Below are 23,645 nucleotides of genomic sequence, written 5' to 3'. Positions count from 1 at the left end.
TGGCCGCACCGGCGCCCGGCGCGCCGCGGACGCGGCCTCGGTGGTCCGCGCCGCGAGCGCCCCGCCGTCGAGGCCCAGGATCGCGAGGACTGCGCGTGACGCGCCCCACACTCCCGGCTACCGCTGAGTAGTTACTCAGGGGTAACGTGGGGCGGGCAAGCACCGCCCACCACAGGAGGCCCCGTGCCCCGACAGTCGCGAGAGGTCGTCTTCGTCGACGGCGTGCGCACCCCCTTCGGCAAGGCCAAGGGCCAGTACGCCGAGACCCGCGCCGACGACCTCGTCATCAAGTGCATCCGCGAACTCCTCCGGCGCAATCCCGACCTGCCCGCCGAGCGGGTCGACGAGGTCGCCATCGCCGCCACGACCCAGATCGGCGACCAGGGCCTGACCATCGGCCGCACCGCCGCCCTGCTCTCCGGCCTCCCCAAGTCCGTGCCCGGCTACTCGATCGACCGCATGTGCGCCGGCGCCATGACCGCCGTGACCACCACCGCGGGCGGCATCGCCTTCGGCTCCTACGACATCGCCATCGCCGGCGGCGTCGAGCACATGGGCCGTCACCCCATGGGCGAGGGCGTCGACCCCAACCCGCGCATCCTCTCCGAGCGCATCGTGGACCCCGAGGCCCTCGTGATGGGCAGCACGGCCGAGAACCTGCACGACCGCTACCCCTCCATCACCAAGGAGCGCACCGACGCCTACGCCGTCCGCTCCCAGGAGAAGACGGCCAAGGCCTACGCCAACGAGCAGATCCAGCCGGACCTCGTGCCGGTCGCCACCCGCTCCGCCGAGCAGGGCTGGGGCCTGGCCACCTTCGACGAGCCGATGCGCCCGGGCACCACCATGGAGGACCTCGGCACGCTCAAGACGCCGTTCCGCCCCCACGGCCGGGTCTCGGCGGGCAACGCCGCGGGCATCAACGACGGCGCCACCGCCTGCCTGCTCGCCGACGAGGACACCGCCCGCGAGCTGGGCCTCCCGGTGAAGATGCGGCTGGTCTCCTTCTCCTTCATGGGCGTGGAGCCCGAGGTGATGGGCGCGGGCCCGATCCCCGCCACCGAGAAGGCGCTCAAGCAGGCCGGCCTGACGATCGAGGACATCGACGCCTTCGAGATCAACGAGGCCTTCGCCGTCCAGGTCATCGCCTTCCTCGAGCACTTCGGCATCGCCGACAACGACGAGCGCGTAAACCCCTACGGCGGCGCCATCGCCATGGGCCACCCGCTGGCCTCCTCCGGCGTCCGCCTCATGACCCAGCTGGCGCGGCGCTTCGAGGAGCGTCCCGACGTCCGTTACGGCCTCACCACCATGTGCATCGGCATCGGCATGGGCGGCACGGTCGTCTGGGAGAACCCCCACTGGACCGGCAGCAGCGAGAACGGGAGCGACGCCTGATGAGCACCGACATGACCACCCTGCTCGAGCAGGCGCGGGCGCTGGCCCCCGAGAACGAGCGCGTCACCCAGGCCCACCTGCGCAAGGTGACGCTCCCCGGCGGCGCCGGCGTCATGGGTCTGATCACCCTGGACAACGGCGAGGACCACACCAAGCCGAACACCTTCGGCCTCGGCGGCCTCCTCAGCCTCAACGACGCGATCGACGCAGGCCTGGCCGACGACGAGGTCACCAGCCTCGGCGTGACCGGCAAGCCGTTCATCCTCGCCGCCGGCGCCGACCTCTCCAGCATCGCCGCCGGCGGCCCGGAGGGCATCCGCGTCGTCGCGGAGCTGGGCCACGCGGTCTTCCGCAAGCTCGGCGAGGGCGGCAAGACGTCCTTCGGCTTCATCAACGGCCTCGCGCTGGGCGGCGGCCTCGAGGTCGCCCTGCACTGCGACTACCGCACCGTCATGGACTCCGCGCCGGCCCTCGGCCTGCCCGAGGTCATGCTCGGGCTCATCCCCGGCTGGGGCGGCGGCTACCTCGTCCCCAACCTCGTGGGCGCCGACAAGGCGGTCACGGTCATGCTCGAGAACCCGCTCAACAACGGCAAGACGCTGAAGGGCTTCGAGGCGTACAAGCTCGGCCTGGCGGACGCGATGTTCTCCGGCGCCGACTACCTCGAGCAGTCCCTGCTGTGGGCCGCCGACGTGCTCACCGGCAAGGAGCAGGTGCAGCGCCCCGAGGTCGACCGCGGCCAGGCCTGGGACGACGCCCTGGCCCGCGCCCGCGGCATCGTCACCGCCCGCACCGGCGACGCCAGCCCCGCGGCGAAGCGCGCCGTCGAGCTCATCGAGGGCGCCCGCACCGCTACCCGCGACGAGGGCTTCGCCGCCGAGGACCAGTCCCTGGTCGACATGGCCACCACCCCCGAGCTGATGGCCAGCCTCTACGCCTTCGACCTCGTGCAGAAGCGCGCGAAGCGCCCCGCCGGCGCACCGGACAAGAAGCTCGCCCGGCCCGTCACCAAGGTCGGCATCGTCGGCGCCGGGCTCATGGCCTCTCAGCTGGCGCTCCTGTTCGTGCGCCGCCTCGAGGTCCCCGTGGTGCTCTCCGACCTCGACCAGGAGCGCGTCGACAAGGGTGTGGCCTACGTGCACGCCGAGCTCGACAAGCTGCTGGCCAAGGGCCGGATCTCCCAGGACCGCGCCAACCGGCACAAGGCGCTGGTCTCGGGCGTCGTCGAGAAGTCCGAGGCGTTCGCGGACGCGGACTTCGTCATCGAGGCCGTCTTCGAGGAGATGGGCGTCAAGAAGTCGGTCTTCGCCGACGTCGAGAAGGTCGTGAGCGCCGAGTGCGTGCTGGCGACCAACACCTCCTCGCTGTCGATCACCGAGATGGCCGCCGACCTCGAGCACCCCGAGCGGGTCGTCGGCTTCCACTTCTTCAACCCGGTCGCCGTCATGCCGCTGCTGGAGATCATCCAGGGCGGCGCCACCGACGACGCCACGCTGGCCACGGCGTTCGCCACCGGCAAGGCGCTGAAGAAGACCACGATCCTCGTGCAGGACTCCCCCTCCTTCATCGTCAACCGGCTCCTGGGCCGGTTCATGAGCGAGGTGTCCAAGGTCGTGGACGCCGGCACCCCGATCGAGGTCGTCGACGGCGCGTTCTCGGGCGTCGCCCCGATGCCGCCGCTCACCCTGATGGCCCTCGTCGGTCCGGCGATCGCGCTGCACAACACCGAGACGCTGGCCGGGGCCTTCCCCGAGCGCTTCTACGTCTCCCCCGCCCTCGAGCGGGTGGTGGCCGCGCGCAAGCCGTCCTACTTCGGCCCCGACGGCGCCCTCGACCCCGAGGTCGCCGCGATGCTGGAGAAGCCGGCCGACCCGGTCGTCCTGGAGCCCGCCGACGTGCGCCGCACGGTGCTCGAGGGCCTCGCCCAGGAGGCCCGCATCATGCTGGACGACGGCGTGGTGGCCGCGGCCGAGGACCTCGACCTCGCCATGATCACCGGCGCCGGGTTCTCCTTCTGGAACGGCGGGCTGACCATGCTGCTCGAGCGGGAGCGACTCGGTCGCTTCCACTGAGCCCGCTGCTCTGTTCGGTTCAGGTGCAGCCGGGCACAGGGACACGGCGAGGGCCGGCACACCGCGATGGTGTGCCGGCCCTCGTGCCGTGCAGTCAGCGTGCAGCCAGCTGATGGCTCAGAGGTGCGGCTGCCCCGTCGAGGCCATGGTGCCGCCGTCGACGTTGAGCACCGTGCCGGTGACGTAGGCCGCGTCCGCGGAGGCCAGGAAGAGCACGGCGGGCGCGATGTCCTCCGGCTGGCCGGGCCGGCCCAGCGTCACCCGGTCGACGAAGGAGTCGACCACGTCACTGTCCGCTGCCATGTCGGCGGTGAGGTCGGTGATGGTGAACGCCGGCGCCACCGCGTTGAGGCGCACGCCCTTCGGGCCGTAGTCCAGCGCGACGGAGCGCAGCAGCCCGAGCTGGGCGTGCTTGGTGGCGTTGTAGGCGCTCTGGCCCCAGTCGCCGGCCTGCGCGGAGACCGACGAGACCAGGACGAGATTGCCCTGCGAGGCCTCGAGCAGCGGGAGCGTGGCCTGCACGAGGTGGAAGAAGCCGTCGACGTTGGTGCGGCGCACCGTCTCCCAGTCCTCGGACGAGACGTCGGTGATGGGGCCGGGGGCGAACCCGGACGCGTTCGCGACGACGACGTCGAGGCCGCCGAAGGTGGAGCTGATGTGCCGGACGAGGTCGCCGATCTGCGCGCGGTCGCCGATGTCCGTGCTGACGGTGAGCACGCGGGCGGGGTCGACGCCGTCGACGGCCTCCTCGAGCTTCTCCTTGCGTCGGCCCGTGAGGACGACGTTGGCCCCGTTGTCGAGGAACGCCCGCACCGTCGCCAGACCGATGCCGGTGCCGCCCCCGGTGACGAGGACGGTCTTGCCTGCGAAGTCGTAGCTGTTGTGGGTCATGACTCCACCCAACGCCCCTCCGTCACCTGCCGACTCCCACGACCGGGTGTGAGCCGCCTCGCGTCAGGCGAGGAGGGACAGGGAGACGGGCTCAGGCCAGCGTGTCGTCCGCCGCCTCCTCGGCCAGCGGGACGGGCGTGCACACGTCGAGGGCCGAGACGGCCTCGATGGTGTCGCGGGCGATCTCCTGCGCGGTGAGCCCGATCCGGCCGAGGATCGCGTCGCGCTTGGCGTGGTCGAGGAACTCCTGGGGGATGCCGTGCAGCCGCACCGGGGTGTCGATCCCGGCGGCGTTCAACGCCTGGAGGATCGAGGCACCCACGCCGCCCTGGACGCCGTTGTCCTCGACGCTCACCACGACTGCGTGGTCGCGGGCCAGGTCCAGCAGCGCCGGGTCGACGGGCTTGACCCACCGCGGGTCGACGACGGTGACGCCGACGCCCTGGGCGCGCAGCCGCTCGGCCACGCCCATGGCGGTCGTGGCCATGGAGCCGACGCCGACGACGAGCACGTCGCGCGCACCGTCGCGGACGAGGACGTCCACGCCACCGACCCGGTCGACGGCCTCGAGGTCCGCCGGCGGCGCACCCTTCGGGAATCGGACCACGGTCGGCGCGTCGTCCACGGCGACGGCCTCGTCGAGAAGCGCGTGCAGACGCGTGGCGTCGCGGGGCGCGGCGAGCCGCAGCCCGGGCACGCACTGCAGGACCGACATGTCCCACATGCCGTTGTGGCTGGCCCCGTCGTCCCCGGTGACGCCCGAGCGGTCGAGCACGAACGTGACGCCCAGGCGGTGCAGCGCCACGTCCATCAGGACCTGGTCGAAGGCACGGTTGAGGAAGGTGGCGTAGACGGCCACGACCGGGTGCAGGCCGGCCATGGCCATGCCGGCCGCGGACGTGGCGGCGTGCTGCTCGGCGATGCCGACGTCGAAGGTGCGCTCGGGGAACTGCGCCTGGAAGGCGTCGAGGCCCACGGGGTGCATCATCGCCGCGGTGATGCCCACGACGTCCTCACGACGCTCCCCCAGCGCGACCATCGCCTCGGAGAAGTGGTCGGTCCAGATCCGACCGCGCTTGCGCTCCTCGCCGGAGGCGATGTCGAACGGCTGCGGGGAGTGGAACTGGTCGGCCTCGTGCCGCTCGGCGGCGTCGTAGCCGAAGCCCTTGCGGGTGATCGCGTGGACGATGACGGGGCCGCGGAACTTCTTCGCCTGCGTCAGCGCCTGCTCGACGGCCCCGCGGTCGTGGCCGTCGACCGGGCCGACGTACTTCAGCCCCAGGTCCTCGAAGAGGCCCTGCGGGGCGAAGGCGTCCTTCACGCCCTTCTTCATCGCGTGCAGGGCGTCGTAGGCGGCGGGTCCGACACCGGGCACGCCGTTGAGCCGGCGCTTGACCACGTCGAGCAGCTGCTCGTAGCGGGGGTCGGTGCGCAGCGAGGCCAGCGCGGTGGCCAGGCCGCCGACGGTGGGGGTGTAGGAGCGGCCGTTGTCGTTGACGACGATGACCAGGCGGCTGTCGGGGGCGACCGCGATGTTGTTCAGCGCCTCCCAGGCCATGCCGCCGGTCAGCGCGCCGTCACCGATGACGGCGACGACGTGCCGGTCCTCCCCGCGGATCGCGTAGGCCTTCGCCAGGCCGTCGGCGTAGGAGAGCGCGGTCGAGGCGTGGGAGTTCTCCACGATGTCGTGCTCGGACTCGGCCTGGCTCGGGTAGCCGGAGAGCCCGCCCTCCTGCCGGAGCACGTCGAAGTCGTCGGCGCGGCCGGTGAGGATCTTGTGGACGTAGGACTGGTGGCCCGTGTCGAAGACGACGCGGTCGCGCGGGGAGTCGAAGACCCGGTGGATGCCCATCGTCAGCTCGACGACGCCCAGGTTGGGACCGAGGTGGCCGCCGACCTTGGACGTGGAGCGGACCAGCAGGTCGCGGATCTCGGTCGCCAGGTCGTCGAGCTGGGCCTCGGTCAGGTCGCGCAGGTCGCGCGGCTCCTTCACCGTCGCCAGGACTCCCATGGACGCCTCCGTCCCTCTCGGTTCCCGCGGGGGCTCGCCGCGGCCGTACCTGACCCCTCCCGGGGTCGTCACCCGAGTCTAGGGGGCCGTGTGCACGCGTCCACCACCCACGGCGCCCGCGTCCTCGGCGCGTCGCCGGGCGTCCTCCGTGAGCGCCACGTGGCGCGCCGAGCCGACGAACCCGGGCAGCAGGACGGCGGCCGAGCGGGTCAGTCGCAGGCCCGGCACGGTCGCGGGGTCGACGAGCACGATCTGGCGCCCCTCGTGGCACTCGACGTCCTCGTCGGCCAGCGCCAGGCCGGCCACGAGCGTGTGCACCAGGCCGTGCCCGGCGTCGTGCTGGTCGACCTCCTCGAGCAGTTCCGGCGCGACGACCAGGCCGGTCTCCTCCTCCAGCTCGCGCACGGCCGCCTCGAGCGGGGTCTCCCCCGGCTCCATGTGGCCGCCGGGCAGGCCCCAGCACTCCGGGTCGATGCGCGGGTGCTCGTCCCGCTCCTGCAGGAGCAGCCAGCCCCGGGGGTCGATGAGCAGCACGGAGGCGAAGGTCGGCATGCGGTGACGCTAGCGCGGCCCGTCCGGCGCCACTCACAGCCGGGCCACGTACCGGCGTCCGCGGATGGCGTCCTCCACCAGCCCCACGGCCCGCCGCACGCCCTGGAGGCGCGCCTCCTCGGCCAGCCAGGACTGCACCGCCGCGTCCACCACGTCGAGCTGGGCCACGTCGCGCAGGTCGGCGCGCGCCCTGCTCGCCCCACGGCGACAGGCCTCCATCGAGGCCTCGACGTGGAGGGCCGCGAACCGGGCGAGCACGACCGGGTGGCCGCGCACGGCCGGGTACCCGCGGAACTCGGGCGGGCACTGGTCCAGCAGCCAGCCGACCGCCGTGCGCTCCCAGTCAGGGGCGTCCGGGGGGCGTACCTGCGGGGGCCAGCCGGGCGGGGCGACGTGTCGGACCATCCGCCCAGCCTACGTCAGGAGTCGAACGTACGTTCGACTCCAGTCTCGATCAGTCTGCTCGGCCGAGCCGCGCGTCGACGCCCCGTGCCGCGAGCGCGTCGACCAAGGCCGCGGTGCCCTGCGCCGGCGTCCACCGCACGTCGGGGGTCGTGCCGTCACCGACGACGAGCACGTCCACCCGGTCCGCGTCGTCCGCGGGCCCCGCGTCGTTGCGCCCCACGACGCGGTAGCCCTGACGCCGGAGGCCGGCCACGACGACGGAGGCCTCGGCCCCGTCGAGGTCGTCCAGGACCACGGTCCGCACCGTCGAGGCGGCCACCGCTCGCTTCGAGCCCGGTGAGGTGGGCGCGAGCACCGTGCCCGGCGGGACCGGTGCCGGCTCGCGGCGCTCGTGCGGCAGGACCCCGACCTGGTAGGCGTCCCGGTAGACCTCGGTGCCGGGGTCGACCGAGCGCACCTCCTCGTGGGCGACACCGTGCGCGTCCAGGATCGCCCGGAGCGCCGACACCTGGTCGGCCATCTCCGCGGGCACGGGCTCCCGGAACCAGGTCACGGCCCCGATCGTGTTGCCGTCCGCGTAGAACCCCGGGTGCGGCAGGTGCGCGTCGAACCAGTCGTCGATCTCCAGGTACCGCTCGGTCTCCTCCGAGGAGAGGCGTCCGGCCCGGCGCAGGTGGTCGACCGCGACGAAGATCCCGACCTCCACCCCGAGGCGCCCGCGGTAGGTGGCCTGGACTCGCACGAAGGACTCCCTCATGCCGAGGATGCTGCCCCCTCACGTCGTCGTGCGCGACACGTTGGCGCGCGCTCAGCTGAGCCACTCCTCCACCTCGGCGAGGAACGGGTCGCGCAGGCCCACGGCGTCCAGGGCCCAGAAGGGGTCGGCGTAGACCAGCCGGCCGCGCTGCCAGGACTCGTGGCCCGGCAGCGTGACCACCTGGAACGCCGCGTCCGGCACCCGCACGCTGGGGCGCTCGAAGCCGTGGGTGTCGGCACGCTCGAACCCGAGCCGGCCGTAGTACCCGGGGTCGCCCTCCAGGAAGAGCGCCGGCACCCCGTCGGCCTCGGCGCGCGCGAGGGCCGCCCGGACGAGCGCCGCGCCCAGGCCCCGGCCCTGGGCGTCGGGCGCGACCCCCAGCGGGCTGAGGACCAGCACCTCCACCAGCGAGGGCCGCGCGTCCACCCACCCGCGGGAGAGCCCGACGTGCCCGCGCACCCGCCCCGCCTCGTCCGCCCCCACCAGCTCGTGCACCATGCGGCCGGCCGCGCGCAGCGCTGCGAGCAGGTCGGTGATCACGGTCCCCTCGTCGCCGAAGGCCGCGGCCTCGACCGCGTCGGCGGCTGGGAGGTCCGCAAGCAGGGCCGGGCGGACCTCGACCGCGGCGTCAGCGCTCACGCCGAGGCCAGGAAGGAGAGCCGGACGTCGCGGTCGGGGTTGTCGACGTTGAGGTCGACCAGGCAGATGCTCTGCCAGGTGCCGAGGAGGAGCCGTCCGTCCACGACGGGCACCGTCGCGTAGGGCGGCACCAGCGCCGGCATCACGTGCGAGCGTCCGTGACCCCGGCTGCCGTGCGCGTGCTCCCACCGGTCGTCGGCCGGCAGCAGGTCGGCGAGCGCGGCGAGGAGGTCGTCGTCGCTGCCCGCCCCGGTCTCGAGGATGGCGATGCCCGCCGTCGCGTGGGGCACGAAGACGTGGACGAGGCCGTCGCACCGGCCGGAGGCGAACCGGGCGACCTCGCGGGTCAGGTCGAGCACCCGCTCGGTGCGTCCGGTGTGCACGTGCAGCAGCTCGGAGTCCATGTGCCCACCCTGCCACCCGGCTCCCCGCGGCGGCGCCACCACCACGGATGTGCGCCCGAAGCCACGCGAGGATGCCCGAGCGGGTAATTTCTGCGGGCATGGAGATCCTGTCCCCCGCCTGGCGCACGGATCTGGCCATGCTCCGGCTGGCCGGCAGCGAGGTCGAGATGCACCCGACCCACGTCGTCGTGCGCACCCCCGAGATGCCCACCTACCACTGGGGGAACTTCCTGCTCCTGCGTCGCGTGCCGCTGCGCCGCGACCTGCCGGGGGTGCTGGACCTCTTTGCCCGCTCCCTGCCCGGTCGTGACCACCTGGCGCTCGGCTTCGACGACCCCGAGAGCGGCTCGTCGGTGCTCTCCGCCCTCGCGCAGGCCCGCTTCGCGGTGACCGCGGACCTGGTCCTGACCGCGCAGCGACTCACCCCCGTGGCACCGGGCCCCCACGTACCACGCGTCACGCGCGTCGTCTCCGACGAGGACTGGACCCAGAAGGTGGCGCTCGACCTGGCCTGCGACGGCGGGGACGGCAGCGAGGCACACGAGACCTTCGCCAGCAGGCGCGCCGGGGTGCAGCGTCGACTCTCCGAGGCCGGGGACGCAGCGTGGTTCGGCGCCTGGGAGGGCAGCCGGATGCTCGCCTCGGTCGGGGTGATCGGCACCGGTGGGGCCACCGCCCGGATCCGGCGGGCCGCCGTCCACCCCGAGGCGCGCGGGCGCGGCCTGGCGGCCGGACTGGTCCTGGCGGCCGCCGACCACGCGCACGACGCCCACGGCGCCGAGCAGCTGGTCACGGTGTGCGACCCGCACGACCCGATCACCCGGCTGTACAAGAAGCTCGGCCTCGCCCCGGCCGGACGTCAGCTCCAGGCGGAGAAGCACGTCCGGCCGGCGACCACGACCGACCTGCTCAGGACTCCAGCCACGCGGTGAACGCAGCGTTGTCGTAGGGCCGGCCCAGGAAGCGCTCCACGAGCACGGCCGCGTCGTCGCTGCCGCCCGCGGCCAGCACGGTGTCCCGGTAGCGGCGTGCGACGTCGGGGGCGAACAGGTCGGCGGGGTCGAACGCCGAGAACAGGTCCTTCGCGATCACCAGGCTCCACATGTAGGTGTAGTAGCCCGAGGTGTAGCCGCCGAGGTGGCCGAAGCCGCAGTGGAAGTGCGTGTCGGGCAGGCGCCGCGAGACGGCGTACTGCTCCGAGAGCTCGGCGACCCGGGCCGTGAGGTCGTCGGGGCGCTGCTCGTGCAGGTAGTAGGAGATGGCGGCGTAGTACATCTGGGTGCGGGCGTAGATGCCCTTGCCGAACTCCTCGGCCTCGCGCATCCGCTCCACCAGCTCGGCCGGGATGGCCTCACCGTCCGCGTCGGTGGCGAAGGTCGCCAGCACGCCGTGGTCCCAGGCCCACTCCTCCAGCATCTGCGAGGGCGCCTCGACGAAGTCCCACTCGGTGGCGACCCCGGAGAACCGCACCCAGGGGTGCCGGCCGGCCAGGGTGTGGTGCAGCAGGTGGCCGAACTCGTGGAACAGGGTCACCACCTCGGAGTGCTCCATGAGGCCGCGGCCGAAGTTGCAGACCAGGACGCCCTCGGGCAGCTGGCGGTCGAGGACGCCGGGCACCAGGTCGAACTGGGCGGCGTGGTTGTACTTGCCGGCGCGCGGGTGCAGGTCGAGGTGGATGCGGCCCAGCGTCTCCCCCGTCTCGTCGAGGCTGACGTCGTAGACGGTCACCTCGTCGTGCCAGGAGACGGCGTCGGGCACGGGGGTGTAGGTGATCCCGAAGAGGCGGCCGGTGACGTCGAGCAGGCCCTGGCGCACCCGCGTGAAGTCGAAGTAGGTGCGGGTCTGCTGTGCGTCGACCTGGAAGCGCTCGCGGCGCACCGTCTCGCTGTAGTGCCGGGCGTCGGCCACGTCGAGCCGCTCGAGGTCGGGGTGGTCGATCCGGGCGCGCTCGGTCAGCAGCGCCGCGTCCCGCTCGGCGGAGTCCACCGCGTCGGTGGCCACCTTCTCCACGAACGACGCGATCGCGTCGCCGGAGCCGATCATCTTCACCTCGGCGTCGAAGTCCGGCCAGCCGGAGTAGCCGAGCGTGCGGGCCATCTCCTCGCGGACCGCGAGCAGGTCGGCCAGCACCTGGTCGTTGGCCGGCCAGGCGAGGTTGAGGAAGGTGGTCATCACCGCGCGGCGGGCGTCGCGATCGGTCGAGAACGCCATGAAGGGGTGGGTGTCGGGGTAGCCGGTGCTGATCTCGACGGTGCCGTCCTCGGCGGCCGGGTGGGCCTCCACGTAGTCGGCCGGGAGACCGGCCAGCGCGGTGGCGGGGACGCGCGTCGACGTCGCCCCGTCGCGGATGTTGCGGCTGAAGGCCTGGCTCAGGTCGTTCTCGCGCTCGGAGAGGGCCCGCAGGGTCTCCCGGGTCGCGTCGTCGCGGTCGACGCCGGAGCGGCGGAAGGCCCGCAGCGCGTCGGCCAGGACGCGGCCCGCCCCGGTCGGCAGCGCGGCGTCGAGGTCGGCCCCCTCGAGCGAGGCCAGCCGGGCGTAGACCTCGGTGTCCAGCATCAGCCGGGTGCGGAAGGCGTGCACCTCGGTCTCGATCTTCTCGGCGTCCTCGCGCACGCCGGCGTCCGGGTGCACCTGGGAGACCAGCGAGCCGACGGCCGAGGCGTTGGCCAGCACGATGCCGAGGTCGTTCCAGGCCTCCAGCGCGGCGGTGTCACCGTCGCTGAGCGCACGGAGGGCGCTGGTCAGCCGCTCCGCCTCGTCCAGGCTGCGGCGTCCGCGGGCGTCGAGGAAGGCCAGCCAGGCGGTGGGGTCGGCGGTGGTGGGCAGGGCCAGCGGCGTCAGGGTCACGCCGCCACCCTAGTGCGGGCCCCTCAGGCCTGGACCGACCCGTCGCCGTACCTGTCGCCGGTGCCGTCGGGGTCGTCGAGACCGCCCGCGCACGAGGCGAACGGCTCGGGTGCGGTCTCGCCGTGGCCGAACGCCTCGATGAACAGCGGCAGCCGCGGGTCCTCGGGGCCGGTGAGGTCGAGCTGGCGCCCCCACACGGTCACCTTGACCGGGGCGCCCTGCTCCGGCCAGGGCGACAGGATGCCGTTGTCGGGGAGCAGCGCGGCCAGCGTGGCGATGCCTTCGTCGTCCAGGCCGGGCTCGTAGGTGATGAGCACGGTGCCGTGCTCGAGGTCGTGCACGACGTTCTCCTCGCGCACCTGGGCGCTGTAGACGCCGCACTCGAGCCACTTCGGGTCGTGGAGGCCGCCCACCGGCGGCGAGTGCGGGTAGGTGACGTCGCCCTGGATGTGGGTGCGGTCGAGGTTCTCGTAGACCCGGACGGCCGAGAGCCCGGTGGCCTCGATGCCCGCGTCGCTGCCCGGCACGGCGGCCGCGGCCACGACGGCTGCGCCGGCGACCACCACGCCGGCCAGCACCGCCACGCGGCGACGCGCGCTGCCGCGGCGGACCGGTTCCGGCTGCTCCTCGGCACCCGGCTCCGCGGTCTCGACGGTCTGGCTCACTCCTGCGCCAGGATCTGCTCGACGCGCTCGACCTTGGCGGTGAGCTGCCCGTCCCACCCGGGGCGGATGTCGGCCTTGAGCACCAGCGAGGTGCGCGGGGAGACCGCGGAGACCACGTCGACGGCCTGCTTGACGACAGCCATCACCTCGTCCCACTCGCCCTCGATGGTGGTGAACATCGAGGTGGTCTCGTTGGGGAGGCCGGAGTCACGGACGACCTTCACGGCGGCGGCGACGGCCTCGGAGACCGAGCCGTCCTCGGCACCGACGGTGGGGGCGATGGAGAAGGCGACGAGCATGCCCACCAATCTACGCCGGACGCGGAGCTGGTGAGGCAGGTCTCAGCGCGTGGGGCGCACCGGCCCAGCACCGGGCTCGACCGCGTCGAGGACCTCCACCTCGTCCCCCACCCGGATGGTCACGTCCGGGGTGTCGGGCACGAGGTTCACGCCGAACCAGGTGGCGCCGTCGAACCGGCGGATGCGGGCGAGGGTCGCGGTCGGCTCCTTGCCCCGCTCACCGGTCTTGGGGTCGACGGTCGTCATCACGCAGCGGGCGCAGCCCTTCACAGCGCGCAGCACGGCGCCACCGATGCGCAGCACCCGCCAGTCGTCCTCGGCCCAGGCCTCGGCGCCCTCGACCACCACGTTGGGGCGGAACCGGGTCATGGTCAGCCGGGGGGCGTCCTCGCCGGCGCGCTCCCGGTGGGCGGCGTTCACCGCGGCCAGCGAGGAGGCGGAGGCGAGGAGCAGCGGGTAGCCGTCGGCGAAGGAGACGCGGTCGTCCTCGCGGCTGAAGCGGGGGTCGGTGGTGCGCCGCGTCGGGTCGTCGAGGTGGACGAGGCGGACCGGCCGCCCCAGGGCCTGCGAGAGCCACGCGTCGGCCTCGGAGCCGGCCGCCGCGGCCGAGAGGTGGGAGGACCAGACCTGCACCCGCAGCTGGCGGGCCGGGTCCGGCTCGGCGACCTCGAGCGGCTCCTGGTCGGCACCCGAGAGCCGGATGCCGGTGGGCGTCGGCTCGGCACCGACGAGCAGCATCCGGTTGACCTCGCGGGCCGTGACCGCGGTGCCCTCGCCGGCGTCGACGACCATCCAGCGGCGGTCGCCGGCCAGGCCCCAGGGCTCGACCCGGGCCTCGTGGACGCGGTGCCCCCGCAGGGACTTCACGGGGTATCGACGGATCTCGGCCAGGCGCACGACCCGCAGCCTAGGGCTGCCCGGCGGGGGTCGGGGAGCCGGTGCCCGCGGATGGACCTGCCGGGGTGCGCGATGCGTCGCCGAGCGTGTCGCCCAGCAGCCCGCGCAGCCGCGCCATCGCCTCGCGTCCGTGCTTCTTCACCGTGCCCAGCCCCAGCCCCAGCGCGTGCGCCGTCTCGGCCTCGGTGAGCCCGTCGAAGTAGCGCAGCACGATCACCGCACGCTGCCGCGGGGAGAGCCGCTGCAGCGCCTGGCGCAGCACCTCGCGGTCGGTGACGTCGCGGTCGTGCCGCCACGTCCGCAGGTCCTCGGGCAGCCGGTCGGTGTGCAGCTCGCGCCAGCGACGGCGGCGCCAGCGAGAGACCGACTCCCGCGACAGCACCGTGCGCACGTACGGCTCGGGGTCGTCGGCGATCCGGTGCCAGCGCGGCACCACCTTGATCAGCGTGGCCTGCACGAGGTCTTCGGCGTCGTGCTCGTTGCCGGCCAGCAGGTAGGCGGTGCGGAGCAGGGCGGGACGGCGGGCGGCGACCCAGTCGTCGAAGTGCTCGTGGGTGGTCGGCTCAGGCACCGGTGCCTCCTGCCGCGGCCGCGCGAGCACGGGCACGGCCGCGGAGCAGGAGACCGAGCCCGAGGAGCAGGACCCCTGCACCGGCGGCGGTGAACCAGGGCAGGGGAACGGGGCTGCCCGGGTCCTGGGCCTCGATCGTCGGCAGGTCGACGAGGTCGGTCGCGACGCCGACCAGGCCCCGCCCGCCCGGAACCCGCAGGATCTCGGTGGCCTCGTCGGTGGCCAGGTCCACGGACCAGAGCCTCCCGATCGTGGCGGCCTGGTCGCCCCGACGGGGACCCCACCACGTGGCGGTGGACGCGGTGAGCGTGAGTGGCCACACGAGCCGGGGCGCTCCCGGGTGGGTGGTGACGCTGCCGTCGGCCCGCGTCACCTGGAACCGCCCCGGCAGCATGCTGGTGTAGTTCCAACCCTGGGCGCAGTCCTCGCCGAGCACGACCGCCTCGGAGTTGCCGAGCCAGAACCCGCCGTCGGCCGTCCGGACGCGCTGCTGGGAGCCTGACGTCAGATCGATGCACGTGCCCCATCGGCCACGGCCCTGCACCACGACCCGCTCGGTGCCGACCGCGACCGGCACCTGGTCGGAGATCCTGTCGACCGTCCCTGCGTCGACGTCCCACACCAGCGTGCCGGAACTGTCGCCGCTCACCTGGACGAGGTCGTCCGCGATCTCCGGCCCTCCGGCGATCTGCGTGTACGACCAGACCACCCGGTCGTCGTCGGCCCAGCGGACCTCTCCGGGATCGAGACCGTGCTCCGTGTCGACGGCCTGCCGCGTGACGGCGCCGGTGGTGAGGTCCAGCACGGCTACCCCGACGGTCGACTGGTCCGCGTCGTACGGCGCTCCCGACGTCTCCCCCGTCACCCAGAGGGCCACACGGCGCCCGTCCGGGGAGAGGTCCAGCAGTCCGCCGGAGTCGGCTCCCGTCCAGTCGTCGGGCAGGTCGAGGAACCGGTACTCCCCCGCCGTGGAGACGGCCAGGATGCCGGTGCCGGTGCGGCCGATCAGGGCCCCGGCCCCGGTGGCTCGCGGCGCCTCGACGAGGACCGCGGCCGCCTCCCACGGCTCCCCGTTCGTCCCGGCCAGGTACGGGCTCACCCGCTGCACCACCGACGGCAGGCCCGCGGGCGTCGAGGACCCCGCCGGCTGGATGCTGCTCGGTGCTCGCGTGAGCGCGGCCAGACCGGTGACCGAGGCCAGCCCGATCACCAGGACGGCCAGCGCCGCCGACGTCCACGCCCGGCGGGTGCGGTGGGCACGCATGCTCCGGGAGAACAGGGTCGGGTCGTGGGCGCCGACCGGTGCCTTGTGGGCGAGGTCGTCGAGGGCACGGTCGAGGCCGGGGAGCGTGTGCTGCGCGGAGTGCTCGGTGGGGGTCGTCATGGTGCGGTCCGTCCGGGGGTCCGAGAGGCTGTCACTCTCCCCCACGTCACGACGCCCCTGCGCGGAGGGGGTCAGACCGAGACTTTCTCTCCGGTCTGGTCCAGGAGCGCACGGAGCCGCTTCAGCCCGTCGTGCGCCTGCGACTTGACCGTGCCCCGACGCACCCCGAGGAGGTGCGCGACCTCGTCCTCGGGCAGGTCCTCCACGTAGCGCAGGACGACGACCGCCCGCTGCTTCGGCGCAAGGCCGGCCAGCGCCCGCCGCAGGGCGTCGACCTCCCCCAGCGCGCCGGCGTGATCGGGCGCGGCGTCTGGCTCCAGCAGCGTGGTCACGGTCGTCTCGCGCCAGCGACGCCGACGCCAGCGGGTGACGTTCTCCCGCACCAGCACCGTCCGTACGTACGGCTCGGGGTCGTCCTCGATCCGGCTCCACCGGGGCACGCAGCGCGCCAGCGCCACCTGGACGAGGTCCTCGGCGTCGTGGGGGTCGCCGGTGAGCATGGTGGCGGTGCGCAGGAGTGCCTCGCGGCGTGCGACGACGAACTCGGTGAAGCTGTCGGGGGTCTCAGATCCGCGCACGACGCCTCCAGAGGGCGAGCCCGCCAAGACCCAGGCCGATCGCCAGCAGCGGGACGCCGTAGAGCAGCCGCGGGTCCAGCGGGTCGGCCGGCTCGCCCGTGGCCGCGACCGGTGCCGTCCAGGCGTCCGCGGCCACCAGGGGCAGCGCGTACCCCACCCGGCTGGGGACGAAGGTGCTGAGCTGGACGCTGCTCCCGTCGACCAGGTCGATCGCGACGTAGGCCGGTGGCCGGTCCGACGAGTACTCGAGGCCGACGACCGTCTGCGGGTCCCGCCAGCCGACGACGGCGAACAGGTCGTGATCCGCGTCGACGGAGGACGGCGCCTCGCCCGTCGTGCCTGCGCGCAGCACGCGGTAGGCGTCGGTGCCCCTGACCTGGCGCAGGACCGTCACCGGGCCGTCGGGGCTCGAGGCTGCCAACCAGGACCCCGGCCCCGCGGGCGTGGGGACCCGCGCGACCACGCCGTCCGCGGTCACGAACCTGACCCAGCGACTCGTCGAGTCCACGAGGGTGCCGTCGACGCCCGGCACGGCGAACGGCAGCCCCGCGTCGAAGGCGACGGGCACGGCGGAGGTCTCCGGCTCGTCGGCACCCGATCGCCAGGCCAGGACCTCGACGGCGGTGGCTGCCGTGCGCGAGCCCCCGAGGGGCTCCCAGATCGGCACGAGCAGGTCCTCCCCGGCGAACCCCAGTCCGTTGCCCACCACGGCTTGGGTCTCGAAGGCGAACTGCTCGACCTCGCCGGTCAGCGAGTCGAGCCGGCCGACGCCGTCAGCCACCACGCGCGTGGTGTCGAGAGCATCGCTTGTCCGGTCCGCGTCCTCGTAGAACCAGGCGACGTACCGCCCGCTGGCGGAGATGGCGACCGTCTCCGCAGGGTCGGCGGACCCGTCGAGCGGGAGGAGCCCCGGCAGGTCGAGCGTGCCCACGGACCCGTCCGGCCCCACCGCCGCGAGGACCCCCGTCGTTCCTCCGAGCAGCCGCCCGTGCCGGCCGGCCTGAAGGGCGACGAACGGACCGGAGTCCAGCGCGCGCTCGGGCGCCCAGGTCGCGACGTCGTCGAAGGTGTCGGGCAGAGCCAGTCCGTCGGTCGCCCCGGCCGGGGCGATGGCGTCGGGTTGCTGCGCCTTCAGCCAGCCGACGGTGCCGGTGCCCAGCACGACGGCCAGCACGGCCGCCACCACGACGGTCTGCACCACGCGAGCACGCCGGGCGTGCCGGCGTCCTCGTGCCCAGGTGTCGTCCGGCCGCACGTGCTCGGGCGTCGCGCCGACCGCGGGGCCGTCGCGGAGCGCGGCGAGCCTGTCGGTCAGCTCGGTGTCAGTGGTCATGGGGGGGTCTCCTCGGCTGGTCCTCACCCACGTGCACGCCTCGGCGGGCTCGTCAGGTTGGGCCGGTCGCGAAGTTTCTCAGATCCACATGCAAGGAGCCCCGCCCCGGCGGCTGCCGGGGCGGGGCTCCTCTGGTTGCTCTGGGTGGAGCGGCTGGCTCAGCCCTTCTTGAGCAGGCTGCGCAGCACGAACTGCATGATGCCGCCGTTGCGGTAGTAGTTCGCCTCGCCGGGGGTGTCGATGCGGACGACCGCGTCGAACTCGACGCTCTGCTCACCACTGGCTGCCTTGACCTTGACGGTCTTCGGCGTGGTGCCGTCGTTGAGCGCGGTGATGCCGGAGATCGAGAAGGTCTCCTCACCGGTCAGGCCCAGGGACGCGGCGGACTCGCCGGCCGGGAACTGCAGCGGGATGACGCCCATGCCGATGAGGTTCGAGCGGTGGATCCGCTCGTAGGACTCGGCGATGACGGCCTTCACGCCCAGGAGCGCGGTGCCCTTGGCGGCCCAGTCGCGGCTGGAGCCGGAGCCGTACTCCTTGCCCGCCAGGACGACGAGCGGGGTGCCGGCCTCCGCGTAGGACACCGAGGCGTCGTACACGGTGGTGACCGGGGCGTCGGCCTGGGTGAAGTCGCGGGTGAAGCCACCCTCGGTGCCGGGCGCGATCTGGTTGCGCAGGCGGATGTTCGCGAACGTGCCGCGGATCATGACCTCGTGGTTGCCTCGGCGCGAGCCGTAGGAGTTGAAGTCACGCTGCTCGACGCCGTTCTCCGAGAGGTACTTGCCGGCGGGCGAGTCCTTCTTGATCTGGCCGGCGGGCGAGATGTGGTCGGTGGTGACCGAGTCCGCCAGCTTGAGCAGGACGCGGGCACCGTCGATGTCGGTGACCGGGGCCGGCTCGTCGGGCATGCCGTCGAAGTAGGGCGCCTTGCGGACGTAGGTGGAGTCCTCGTCCCAGGTGAAGGTGTTGCCCTCCGGGGTGGGCAGCGAGCGCCAGCGCTCGTCACCCTTGAAGACGTCGGCGTAGGACTCGGCGAACATCTCCGAGTTGATCGCGCCGCGGATGGTCTCCTCGACCTCGGCCGGCGAGGGCCAGATGTCCTTGAGGTAGACCGGGTTGCCGTCGGTGTCGGTGCCCAGGGCGTCCTCGAACAGGTCGACGTCCATGGAGCCGGCCAGCGCGTAGGCGACGACCAGCGGCGGGGACGCCAGGTAGTTCATCTTGATGTCGGGGCTGATGCGGCCCTCGAAGTTGCGGTTGCCCGACAGGACCGAGACGACGGCGAGGTCGTTCTCGTTGACGGCCGCGGAGACCTCGGGGATCAGCGGGCCGGAGTTGCCGATGCACGTGACGCAGCCGTAGCCGACGAGGTTGAAGCCGAGCTTGTCGAGGTAGGGGGTCAGGCCCGCCTTCTCGTAGTAGTCGGAGACGACCTGCGAGCCGGGCGCGAGGGTGGTCTTGACCCACGGCTTGCGGGCGAGACCCTTCTCCACGGCCTTCTTGGCCAGCAGGGCGGCACCGATCATCACGCTCGGGTTCGAGGTGTTGGTGCAGGAGGTGATCGAGGCGATCGTCACCGCGCCGTGGTCGAGCGTGAAGGACGTGCCGTCCTCCAGCGTCACCTGGACGGGGTTGGACGGACGGCCGGCGGTCATGGCCGGGGCGTCGGAGGCCGGGAAGGACTCCTCGCCGGCCTCGTCCACGGCGTCGCCGACGTAGTCGCGAACCGAGTCGCGCCAGGACGGCTTGGCCTCGGAGACCAGCACGCGGTCCTGGGGACGCTTCGGGCCGGCGATCGAGGGGACGACGGTGGCGAGGTCGAGCTCGAGCTTCTCGGAGTAGCGCGGCTCGGCGTCGGGGTCGAGCCAGAGGCCCTGCTCCTTGGCGTAGGCCTCGACGAGCGCGATCTGCTCCTCGGACCGGCCGGTCAGGCGCAGGTAGTTCGTGGTCTCGCCGTCGATCGGGAACACCGCGATGGTGGAGCCGAACTCGGGACTCATGTTGCCGATGGTGGCGCGGTTGGCCAGCGGCAGCGCCGCGACACCCGGGCCGTAGAACTCGACGAACTTGCCGACCACACCGTGCTTGCGCACCATCTCGGTGATCGTGAGCACCAGGTCGGTGGCGGTGGAGCCCTCGGGCAGCTCGCCGGAGAGCTTGAAGCCGACCACGCGCGGGATGAGCATGGAGACCGGCTGGCCGAGCATGGCGGCCTCGGCCTCGATGCCGCCGACGCCCCAGCCGACTACGCCGATGCCGTTGACCATCGTGGTGTGGGAGTCGGTGCCGACACAGGTGTCGGGGTAGGCCAGCAGCTCGCCGTCGACCTCACGCGTGAAGATCGTGCGGGCCAGGTGCTCGATGTTGACCTGGTGGACGATGCCGGTGCCCGGGGGGACGACCTTGAAGTCGTCGAACGCACCCTGGCCCCAGCGCAGGAACTGGTAACGCTCCTTGTTGCGCTGGTACTCGATCTCCACGTTGCGCTCGAACGCCTCGGGGGTGCCGAAGACGTCGGCCATGACGGAGTGGTCGATGACCATCTCGGCCGGGGCGAGCGGGTTGATCTTGGTGGCGTCGCCACCTAGCTCGGCCATCGCCTCGCGCATGGTGGCGAGGTCGACGACGCAGGGGACGCCGGTGAAGTCCTGCATGATCACGCGGGCGGGCGTGAACTGGATCTCCTTGTCGGGCTGCGCCGACGGGTCCCAGCCCGCGAGGGCCTTGATGTCGTCCGCGGTGATGTCGGCGCCGTCCTCGGTGCGGAGGAGGTTCTCCAGCAGGACCTTCAGGCTGAACGGGAGGCTGTCGACGTCGAGCCCGTCACCCTTGACCGCGTCGAGGCGGAACATCTCGTAGGACTTGCCGTCCACGTCCAGGGTGCTCTTGGCACCGAAGCTGTCCTGACTTGCCACAGGCCCTCATCTCCTCTGTCGCGTCGTCGCGACGCGGTGGTGGATCACTCGGTGTTTGCGCGAGCCATCTTGCCGCCGTCCTCGGCGCCGGAGAAAGGAAGGTTTGCCTAACTCCGCCCGGCTCGCCGGCGCGAGCAACAGGGCCGATGGTCACTCAAACTGTCTTGACATCAAGATACATGACGTCAAGCGAGGTTGCGAGGGCGGGGTCCGGCGTGTCCCGCGCCGCGGGACTGCAATTGTCACGCCGTTGCAAACCGCCTGACACACGACGGTCGCTAGGTTCGAGCCGCCGGATCGGCTCCGGTGACAGCCCGGTGCGTGGGGTGCCGGTGAGTGGGTCCGTTCTCGGTGGAGATCCCCTGTCGTCCCACGGCACCCGTGGAACCGCCGACGGAACAGAACGTCCTTGCGCCGCACCCTGCGGCCACGATGGAAGGTGAGAGCCCATGACCACCAGCGACGCGCGCATCGACGCGATCAGCGAGGTCCTCAACCGCACGCCCTTCGAGGCTGCTGCGACACGGCCGCTGAGCGAGATCTGGGCCTGCGACGTCTTCAACCTGGCCACGATGGAGGAGGCGCTCTCCAAGAACGCCTTCAAGGCCATGAAGAAGACGGTCCAGACGGGCGAGCCGCTCGACCCGGCCACGGCCGACGTCGTCGCTGCGGCGATGAAGGACTGGGCCATGGGCAAGGGGGCGAAGTTCTTCTCCCACGTCTTCTACCCGCTGACGAACATCACCGCCGAGAAGCACGACGGCTTCATCGTCACCAACTCCGACGGCAACGCCATCACCGAGTTCACCGGCAGCCTCCTGATCAAGGGCGAGCCGGACGGCTCGTCCTTCCCCAACGGCAGCCTGCGCATGACCAACGCGGCCCGCGGCTACACCGCGTGGGACCCGACCAGCCCCGCCTACATCATGCAGACCGCGAACGGCGCGACGCTGATGATCCCCAGCGTCTTCATGTCGTGGACCGGTGAGTCCCTCGACAAGAAGATCCCGCTGCTGCGGTCCAACGCCGCCATGGACAAGGCCGGCCGCAAGGTCCTGTCCCTCATGGGCGAGACCGAGATCGCCCCGCTCAACTCCAGCTGTGGTGCCGAGCAGGAGTACTTCCTCGTCGACCGTCAGTTCGCGACCGCCCGCCCCGACCTCCTGCTCGCGGGCCGCACCCTCTTCGGCGCTCCCCCGGCCAAGGGCCAGGAGTTCGACGACCACTACTTCGGCGCCATCCCCGAGCGCGTCCAGGTCTACATGCAGGACGTCGAGGACACGCTCTACCGCCTCGGCATCCCGGCCAAGACCCACCACAACGAGGTCGCCCCGGGCCAGTTCGAGATCGCGCCCTACTACGAGGCCGCGAACGTCGCCTCCGACCACCAGCAGCTGCTGATGACCGTCCTGAAGGCGACCGCGCTCAAGCACGGCTTCGTCTGCCTGCTGCACGAGAAGCCCTTCGCCGGCATCAACGGCTCGGGCAAGCACGTGAACTGGTCGGTCGGCAACGCGACGCAGGGCAACCTCCTCGACCCCGGCTCCACCCCCGAGGAGAACCTCCAGTTCCTGGTGTTCTGCGGCGCCGTCATCCGCGGTGTGCACCTCTTCGGTCCGCTGCTGCGGGCCGTGATCGCCACGGCCTCCAACGACCACCGGCTCGGCGCGAACGAGGCTCCTCCCGCCATCCTGTCGGTCTACCTCGGCGACCAGCTCGAGGCCGTCTACGACGACATCGCCTCGGGCAAGGTCGCGTCGTCGAGCGACGGCGGACTGATGGACCTCGGCCTGGCACAGATCCTCCCGTTCGAGCGGGACCCGGGCGACCGCAACCGCACGTCTCCGCTGGCCTTCACCGGCAACCGCTTCGAGTTCCGGGCCGTGGGCTCCTCCCAGTCGGTGTCGGGCCCGCTCGTGGCTCTCAACACCGTCCTGGCCGACTCCCTGGAGTGGATGGCCGAGAAGCTCGAGGCCGAGCTCGGCGGTGGCGCCGAGCTCCCCGAGGCCGTCGCGACGATCCTGAAGGAGGTCATGGAGCTGCACGGCGCGGCCGTGTTCGGTGGCGACGGCTACTCCAGCGAGTGGCACGAGGCCGCCGTCAAGGACCGTGGCCTGCGCAATCTGCCCACCAGCGCCGACGCCCTGCCCGTCTTCACCGAGCCGGCGGTGGTCGAGCTGTTCGAGTCCACCGGCGTCCTGTCGGCGGTGGAGCTGCACAGCCGCTACGACGTGTACGCCGAGCAGTACATCAACAGCGTCCTCGTCGAGGCCAAGCTGGTCGTCGACCTGGGCAAGACGGTCATCTACCCGGCGGCCCTCGGCTACCTGTCCGAGCTCACCGGCACGTACACCGCAGCCGGCAGCTTCGGTGCCACGCTCGACACCTCCGTGGCGACGGCCATCGCCCAGCACAGCAACGGGCTGCTGGCGACGGTCACCGCGCTCAGCGCGGAGCTGGCGAAGGAAGACTTCGAGGACGTGGAGGCCCATATGACGCACATCGCGACCACCGTGCGCGGCCTGATGGACCAGGCCCGCGTCCACGTCGACGCCCTCGAGTGCGAGGTCGACGACTCCGCCTGGCCGCTGCCGAAGTACCGGGAGATGCTCTTCATCAAGTGACGCCACCTGGGAGCGAGCCCCGCCCAGGCACCTGAGTCAGGGTGCGCGTTCTCCCGGCGCACGTGACAGCGGCCCCTGAGCCCGACAGTCGTCTGACGACGACTCTCGGGTCCGGAGGCCGTTCGTCCTTGGTGCGCGCCTCGTTCATCGCCGGCGTTGACGCGCAGGACGAGCGGGGCCGTTGCCGGCGGCATGCACCGGTGCGCGTCGCCCCACGCGACAAGCCTTTCGCAGATGAGGCAATACCCATGAGCTGCGACCACGCGGGCTCGAGAGCTCTTCCTTGAACCGGGTCAGCGGGGGGTAGCAATCTCCAGCAAGGTGCCTGGGCATCACATCTAGCGACGCGCGTGATCTCCCCCAGGCCGGTTCCGCTCACGCCGCCGCTGACGCGACGCCGACC

General features: G+C 72.4%; 20 protein-coding genes. 4 read left to right on the top strand and 16 right to left on the bottom strand.

All coding sequences use genetic code 11. The features are described 5' to 3' along the window. Positions 1-183 precede the first annotated feature (183 nt). Complete coding sequence (locus M8330_RS00870; RefSeq protein ID WP_250825800.1) at positions 184-1,398, top strand: thiolase family protein; 1,215 nt, start codon at positions 184-186, stop codon at positions 1,396-1,398. Beyond that, entirely contained in the window at positions 1,398-3,470 is a 2,073-nt protein-coding gene (locus M8330_RS00865) for a 3-hydroxyacyl-CoA dehydrogenase NAD-binding domain-containing protein (RefSeq protein ID WP_250825799.1), read from the top strand. The genes M8330_RS00870 and M8330_RS00865 overlap by 1 nt, the downstream gene beginning before the upstream one ends. Positions 3,471-3,587: 117 nt before the next feature. Here M8330_RS00865 and budC read toward each other — a convergent pair whose 3' ends face one another. From budC to M8330_RS00830, 7 genes are all read right to left on the bottom strand, one after another. After that, positions 3,588-4,361: a meso-2,3-butanediol dehydrogenase gene (gene budC, locus M8330_RS00860; protein WP_250825798.1), complete on the bottom strand. Its 774-nt coding sequence runs from the start codon at positions 4,359-4,361 to the stop codon at positions 3,588-3,590. Positions 4,362-4,452: 91 nt separating this feature from the next. After that, positions 4,453-6,372, bottom strand: a complete 1,920-nt coding sequence (dxs, locus tag M8330_RS00855) for a 1-deoxy-D-xylulose-5-phosphate synthase (RefSeq protein ID WP_250825797.1) — start codon at positions 6,370-6,372, stop codon at positions 4,453-4,455. Positions 6,373-6,450: 78 nt separating this feature from the next. Next, positions 6,451-6,924 carry an NUDIX domain-containing protein gene (locus tag M8330_RS00850; protein WP_250825796.1) on the bottom strand — a complete coding sequence of 158 codons (474 nt, stop codon included), beginning with the start codon at positions 6,922-6,924 and terminating at the stop codon, positions 6,451-6,453. A gap of 33 nt (positions 6,925-6,957) precedes the next feature. Beyond that, on the bottom strand, positions 6,958-7,329 hold the full coding sequence (locus tag M8330_RS00845; protein WP_250825795.1) for a hypothetical protein: 372 nt from the start codon (positions 7,327-7,329) through the stop codon (positions 6,958-6,960). 49 nt (positions 7,330-7,378) lie between these two features. Continuing rightward, positions 7,379-8,086, bottom strand: coding sequence for a hypothetical protein (locus tag M8330_RS00840; protein ID WP_250825794.1), 708 nt, complete (start codon positions 8,084-8,086; stop codon positions 7,379-7,381). A 51-nt stretch (positions 8,087-8,137) separates the two neighbouring features. Beyond that, on the bottom strand, positions 8,138-8,725 hold the full coding sequence (locus M8330_RS00835; protein ID WP_250825793.1) for a GNAT family N-acetyltransferase: 588 nt from the start codon (positions 8,723-8,725) through the stop codon (positions 8,138-8,140). Next, a complete protein-coding gene (locus tag M8330_RS00830; protein WP_250825792.1) occupies positions 8,722-9,129 on the bottom strand; it encodes a secondary thiamine-phosphate synthase enzyme YjbQ in 408 nt (135 codons plus the stop codon). The genes M8330_RS00835 and M8330_RS00830 overlap by 4 nt, the downstream gene beginning before the upstream one ends. A gap of 98 nt (positions 9,130-9,227) precedes the next feature. Here M8330_RS00830 and M8330_RS00825 point away from each other — a divergent pair, with 98 nt between their 5' ends. Next, positions 9,228-10,061: a GNAT family N-acetyltransferase gene (locus M8330_RS00825; RefSeq protein WP_250825791.1), complete on the top strand. Its 834-nt coding sequence runs from the start codon at positions 9,228-9,230 to the stop codon at positions 10,059-10,061. On the opposite strand, the gene M8330_RS00820 is transcribed toward M8330_RS00825, so the two are convergent. The 9 genes from M8330_RS00820 to acnA form a co-directional block, all read right to left on the bottom strand. After that, on the bottom strand, positions 10,039-11,976 hold the full coding sequence (locus tag M8330_RS00820) for a M3 family metallopeptidase (protein WP_250825790.1): 1,938 nt from the start codon (positions 11,974-11,976) through the stop codon (positions 10,039-10,041). The two genes, M8330_RS00825 and M8330_RS00820, sit on opposite strands and share 23 nt — an antisense overlap. Before the next feature lie 23 nt (positions 11,977-11,999). Further along, positions 12,000-12,641: a thioredoxin-like domain-containing protein gene (locus M8330_RS00815; protein WP_250825789.1), complete on the bottom strand. Its 642-nt coding sequence runs from the start codon at positions 12,639-12,641 to the stop codon at positions 12,000-12,002. After that, complete coding sequence (locus M8330_RS00810) at positions 12,638-12,940, bottom strand: MTH1187 family thiamine-binding protein (protein WP_250051893.1); 303 nt, start codon at positions 12,938-12,940, stop codon at positions 12,638-12,640. The genes M8330_RS00815 and M8330_RS00810 overlap by 4 nt, the downstream gene beginning before the upstream one ends. Positions 12,941-12,982: 42 nt before the next feature. Next, positions 12,983-13,837, bottom strand: a complete 855-nt coding sequence (locus tag M8330_RS00805; RefSeq protein ID WP_250825788.1) for an MOSC domain-containing protein — start codon at positions 13,835-13,837, stop codon at positions 12,983-12,985. A 10-nt stretch (positions 13,838-13,847) separates the two neighbouring features. Further along, complete coding sequence (locus tag M8330_RS00800) at positions 13,848-14,408, bottom strand: SigE family RNA polymerase sigma factor (RefSeq protein WP_250825787.1); 561 nt, start codon at positions 14,406-14,408, stop codon at positions 13,848-13,850. Next, positions 14,401-15,792: a hypothetical protein gene (locus M8330_RS00795; RefSeq protein ID WP_250825786.1), complete on the bottom strand. Its 1,392-nt coding sequence runs from the start codon at positions 15,790-15,792 to the stop codon at positions 14,401-14,403. The genes M8330_RS00800 and M8330_RS00795 overlap by 8 nt, the downstream gene beginning before the upstream one ends. A 71-nt stretch (positions 15,793-15,863) precedes the next feature. Next, positions 15,864-16,370, bottom strand: a complete 507-nt coding sequence (locus M8330_RS00790; RefSeq protein ID WP_250825785.1) for a SigE family RNA polymerase sigma factor — start codon at positions 16,368-16,370, stop codon at positions 15,864-15,866. Next, a complete protein-coding gene (locus M8330_RS00785; RefSeq protein ID WP_250825784.1) occupies positions 16,357-17,703 on the bottom strand; it encodes a hypothetical protein in 1,347 nt (448 codons plus the stop codon). Before M8330_RS00785 ends, M8330_RS00790 begins: the two co-directional genes overlap by 14 nt. A 158-nt stretch (positions 17,704-17,861) precedes the next feature. Beyond that, positions 17,862-20,555 (bottom strand): aconitate hydratase AcnA, encoded by a 2,694-nt coding sequence (acnA, locus tag M8330_RS00780; protein WP_250826034.1) that lies wholly within the window; start codon positions 20,553-20,555, stop codon positions 17,862-17,864. A 512-nt stretch (positions 20,556-21,067) separates the two neighbouring features. Here acnA and M8330_RS00775 point away from each other — a divergent pair. Further along, positions 21,068-23,242: a glutamine synthetase III family protein gene (locus M8330_RS00775; RefSeq protein WP_250825783.1), complete on the top strand. Its 2,175-nt coding sequence runs from the start codon at positions 21,068-21,070 to the stop codon at positions 23,240-23,242. Positions 23,243-23,645 lie beyond the last annotated feature (403 nt).

Origin of the sequence: Nocardioides bruguierae, from assembly GCF_023656415.1 — a bacterium.
GTDB lineage: Bacteria > Actinomycetota > Actinomycetes > Propionibacteriales > Nocardioidaceae > Nocardioides > Nocardioides bruguierae.
Note: the sequence above shows the minus strand (reverse complement) of the source record. Positions and strands in the feature narration are given on the sequence as shown.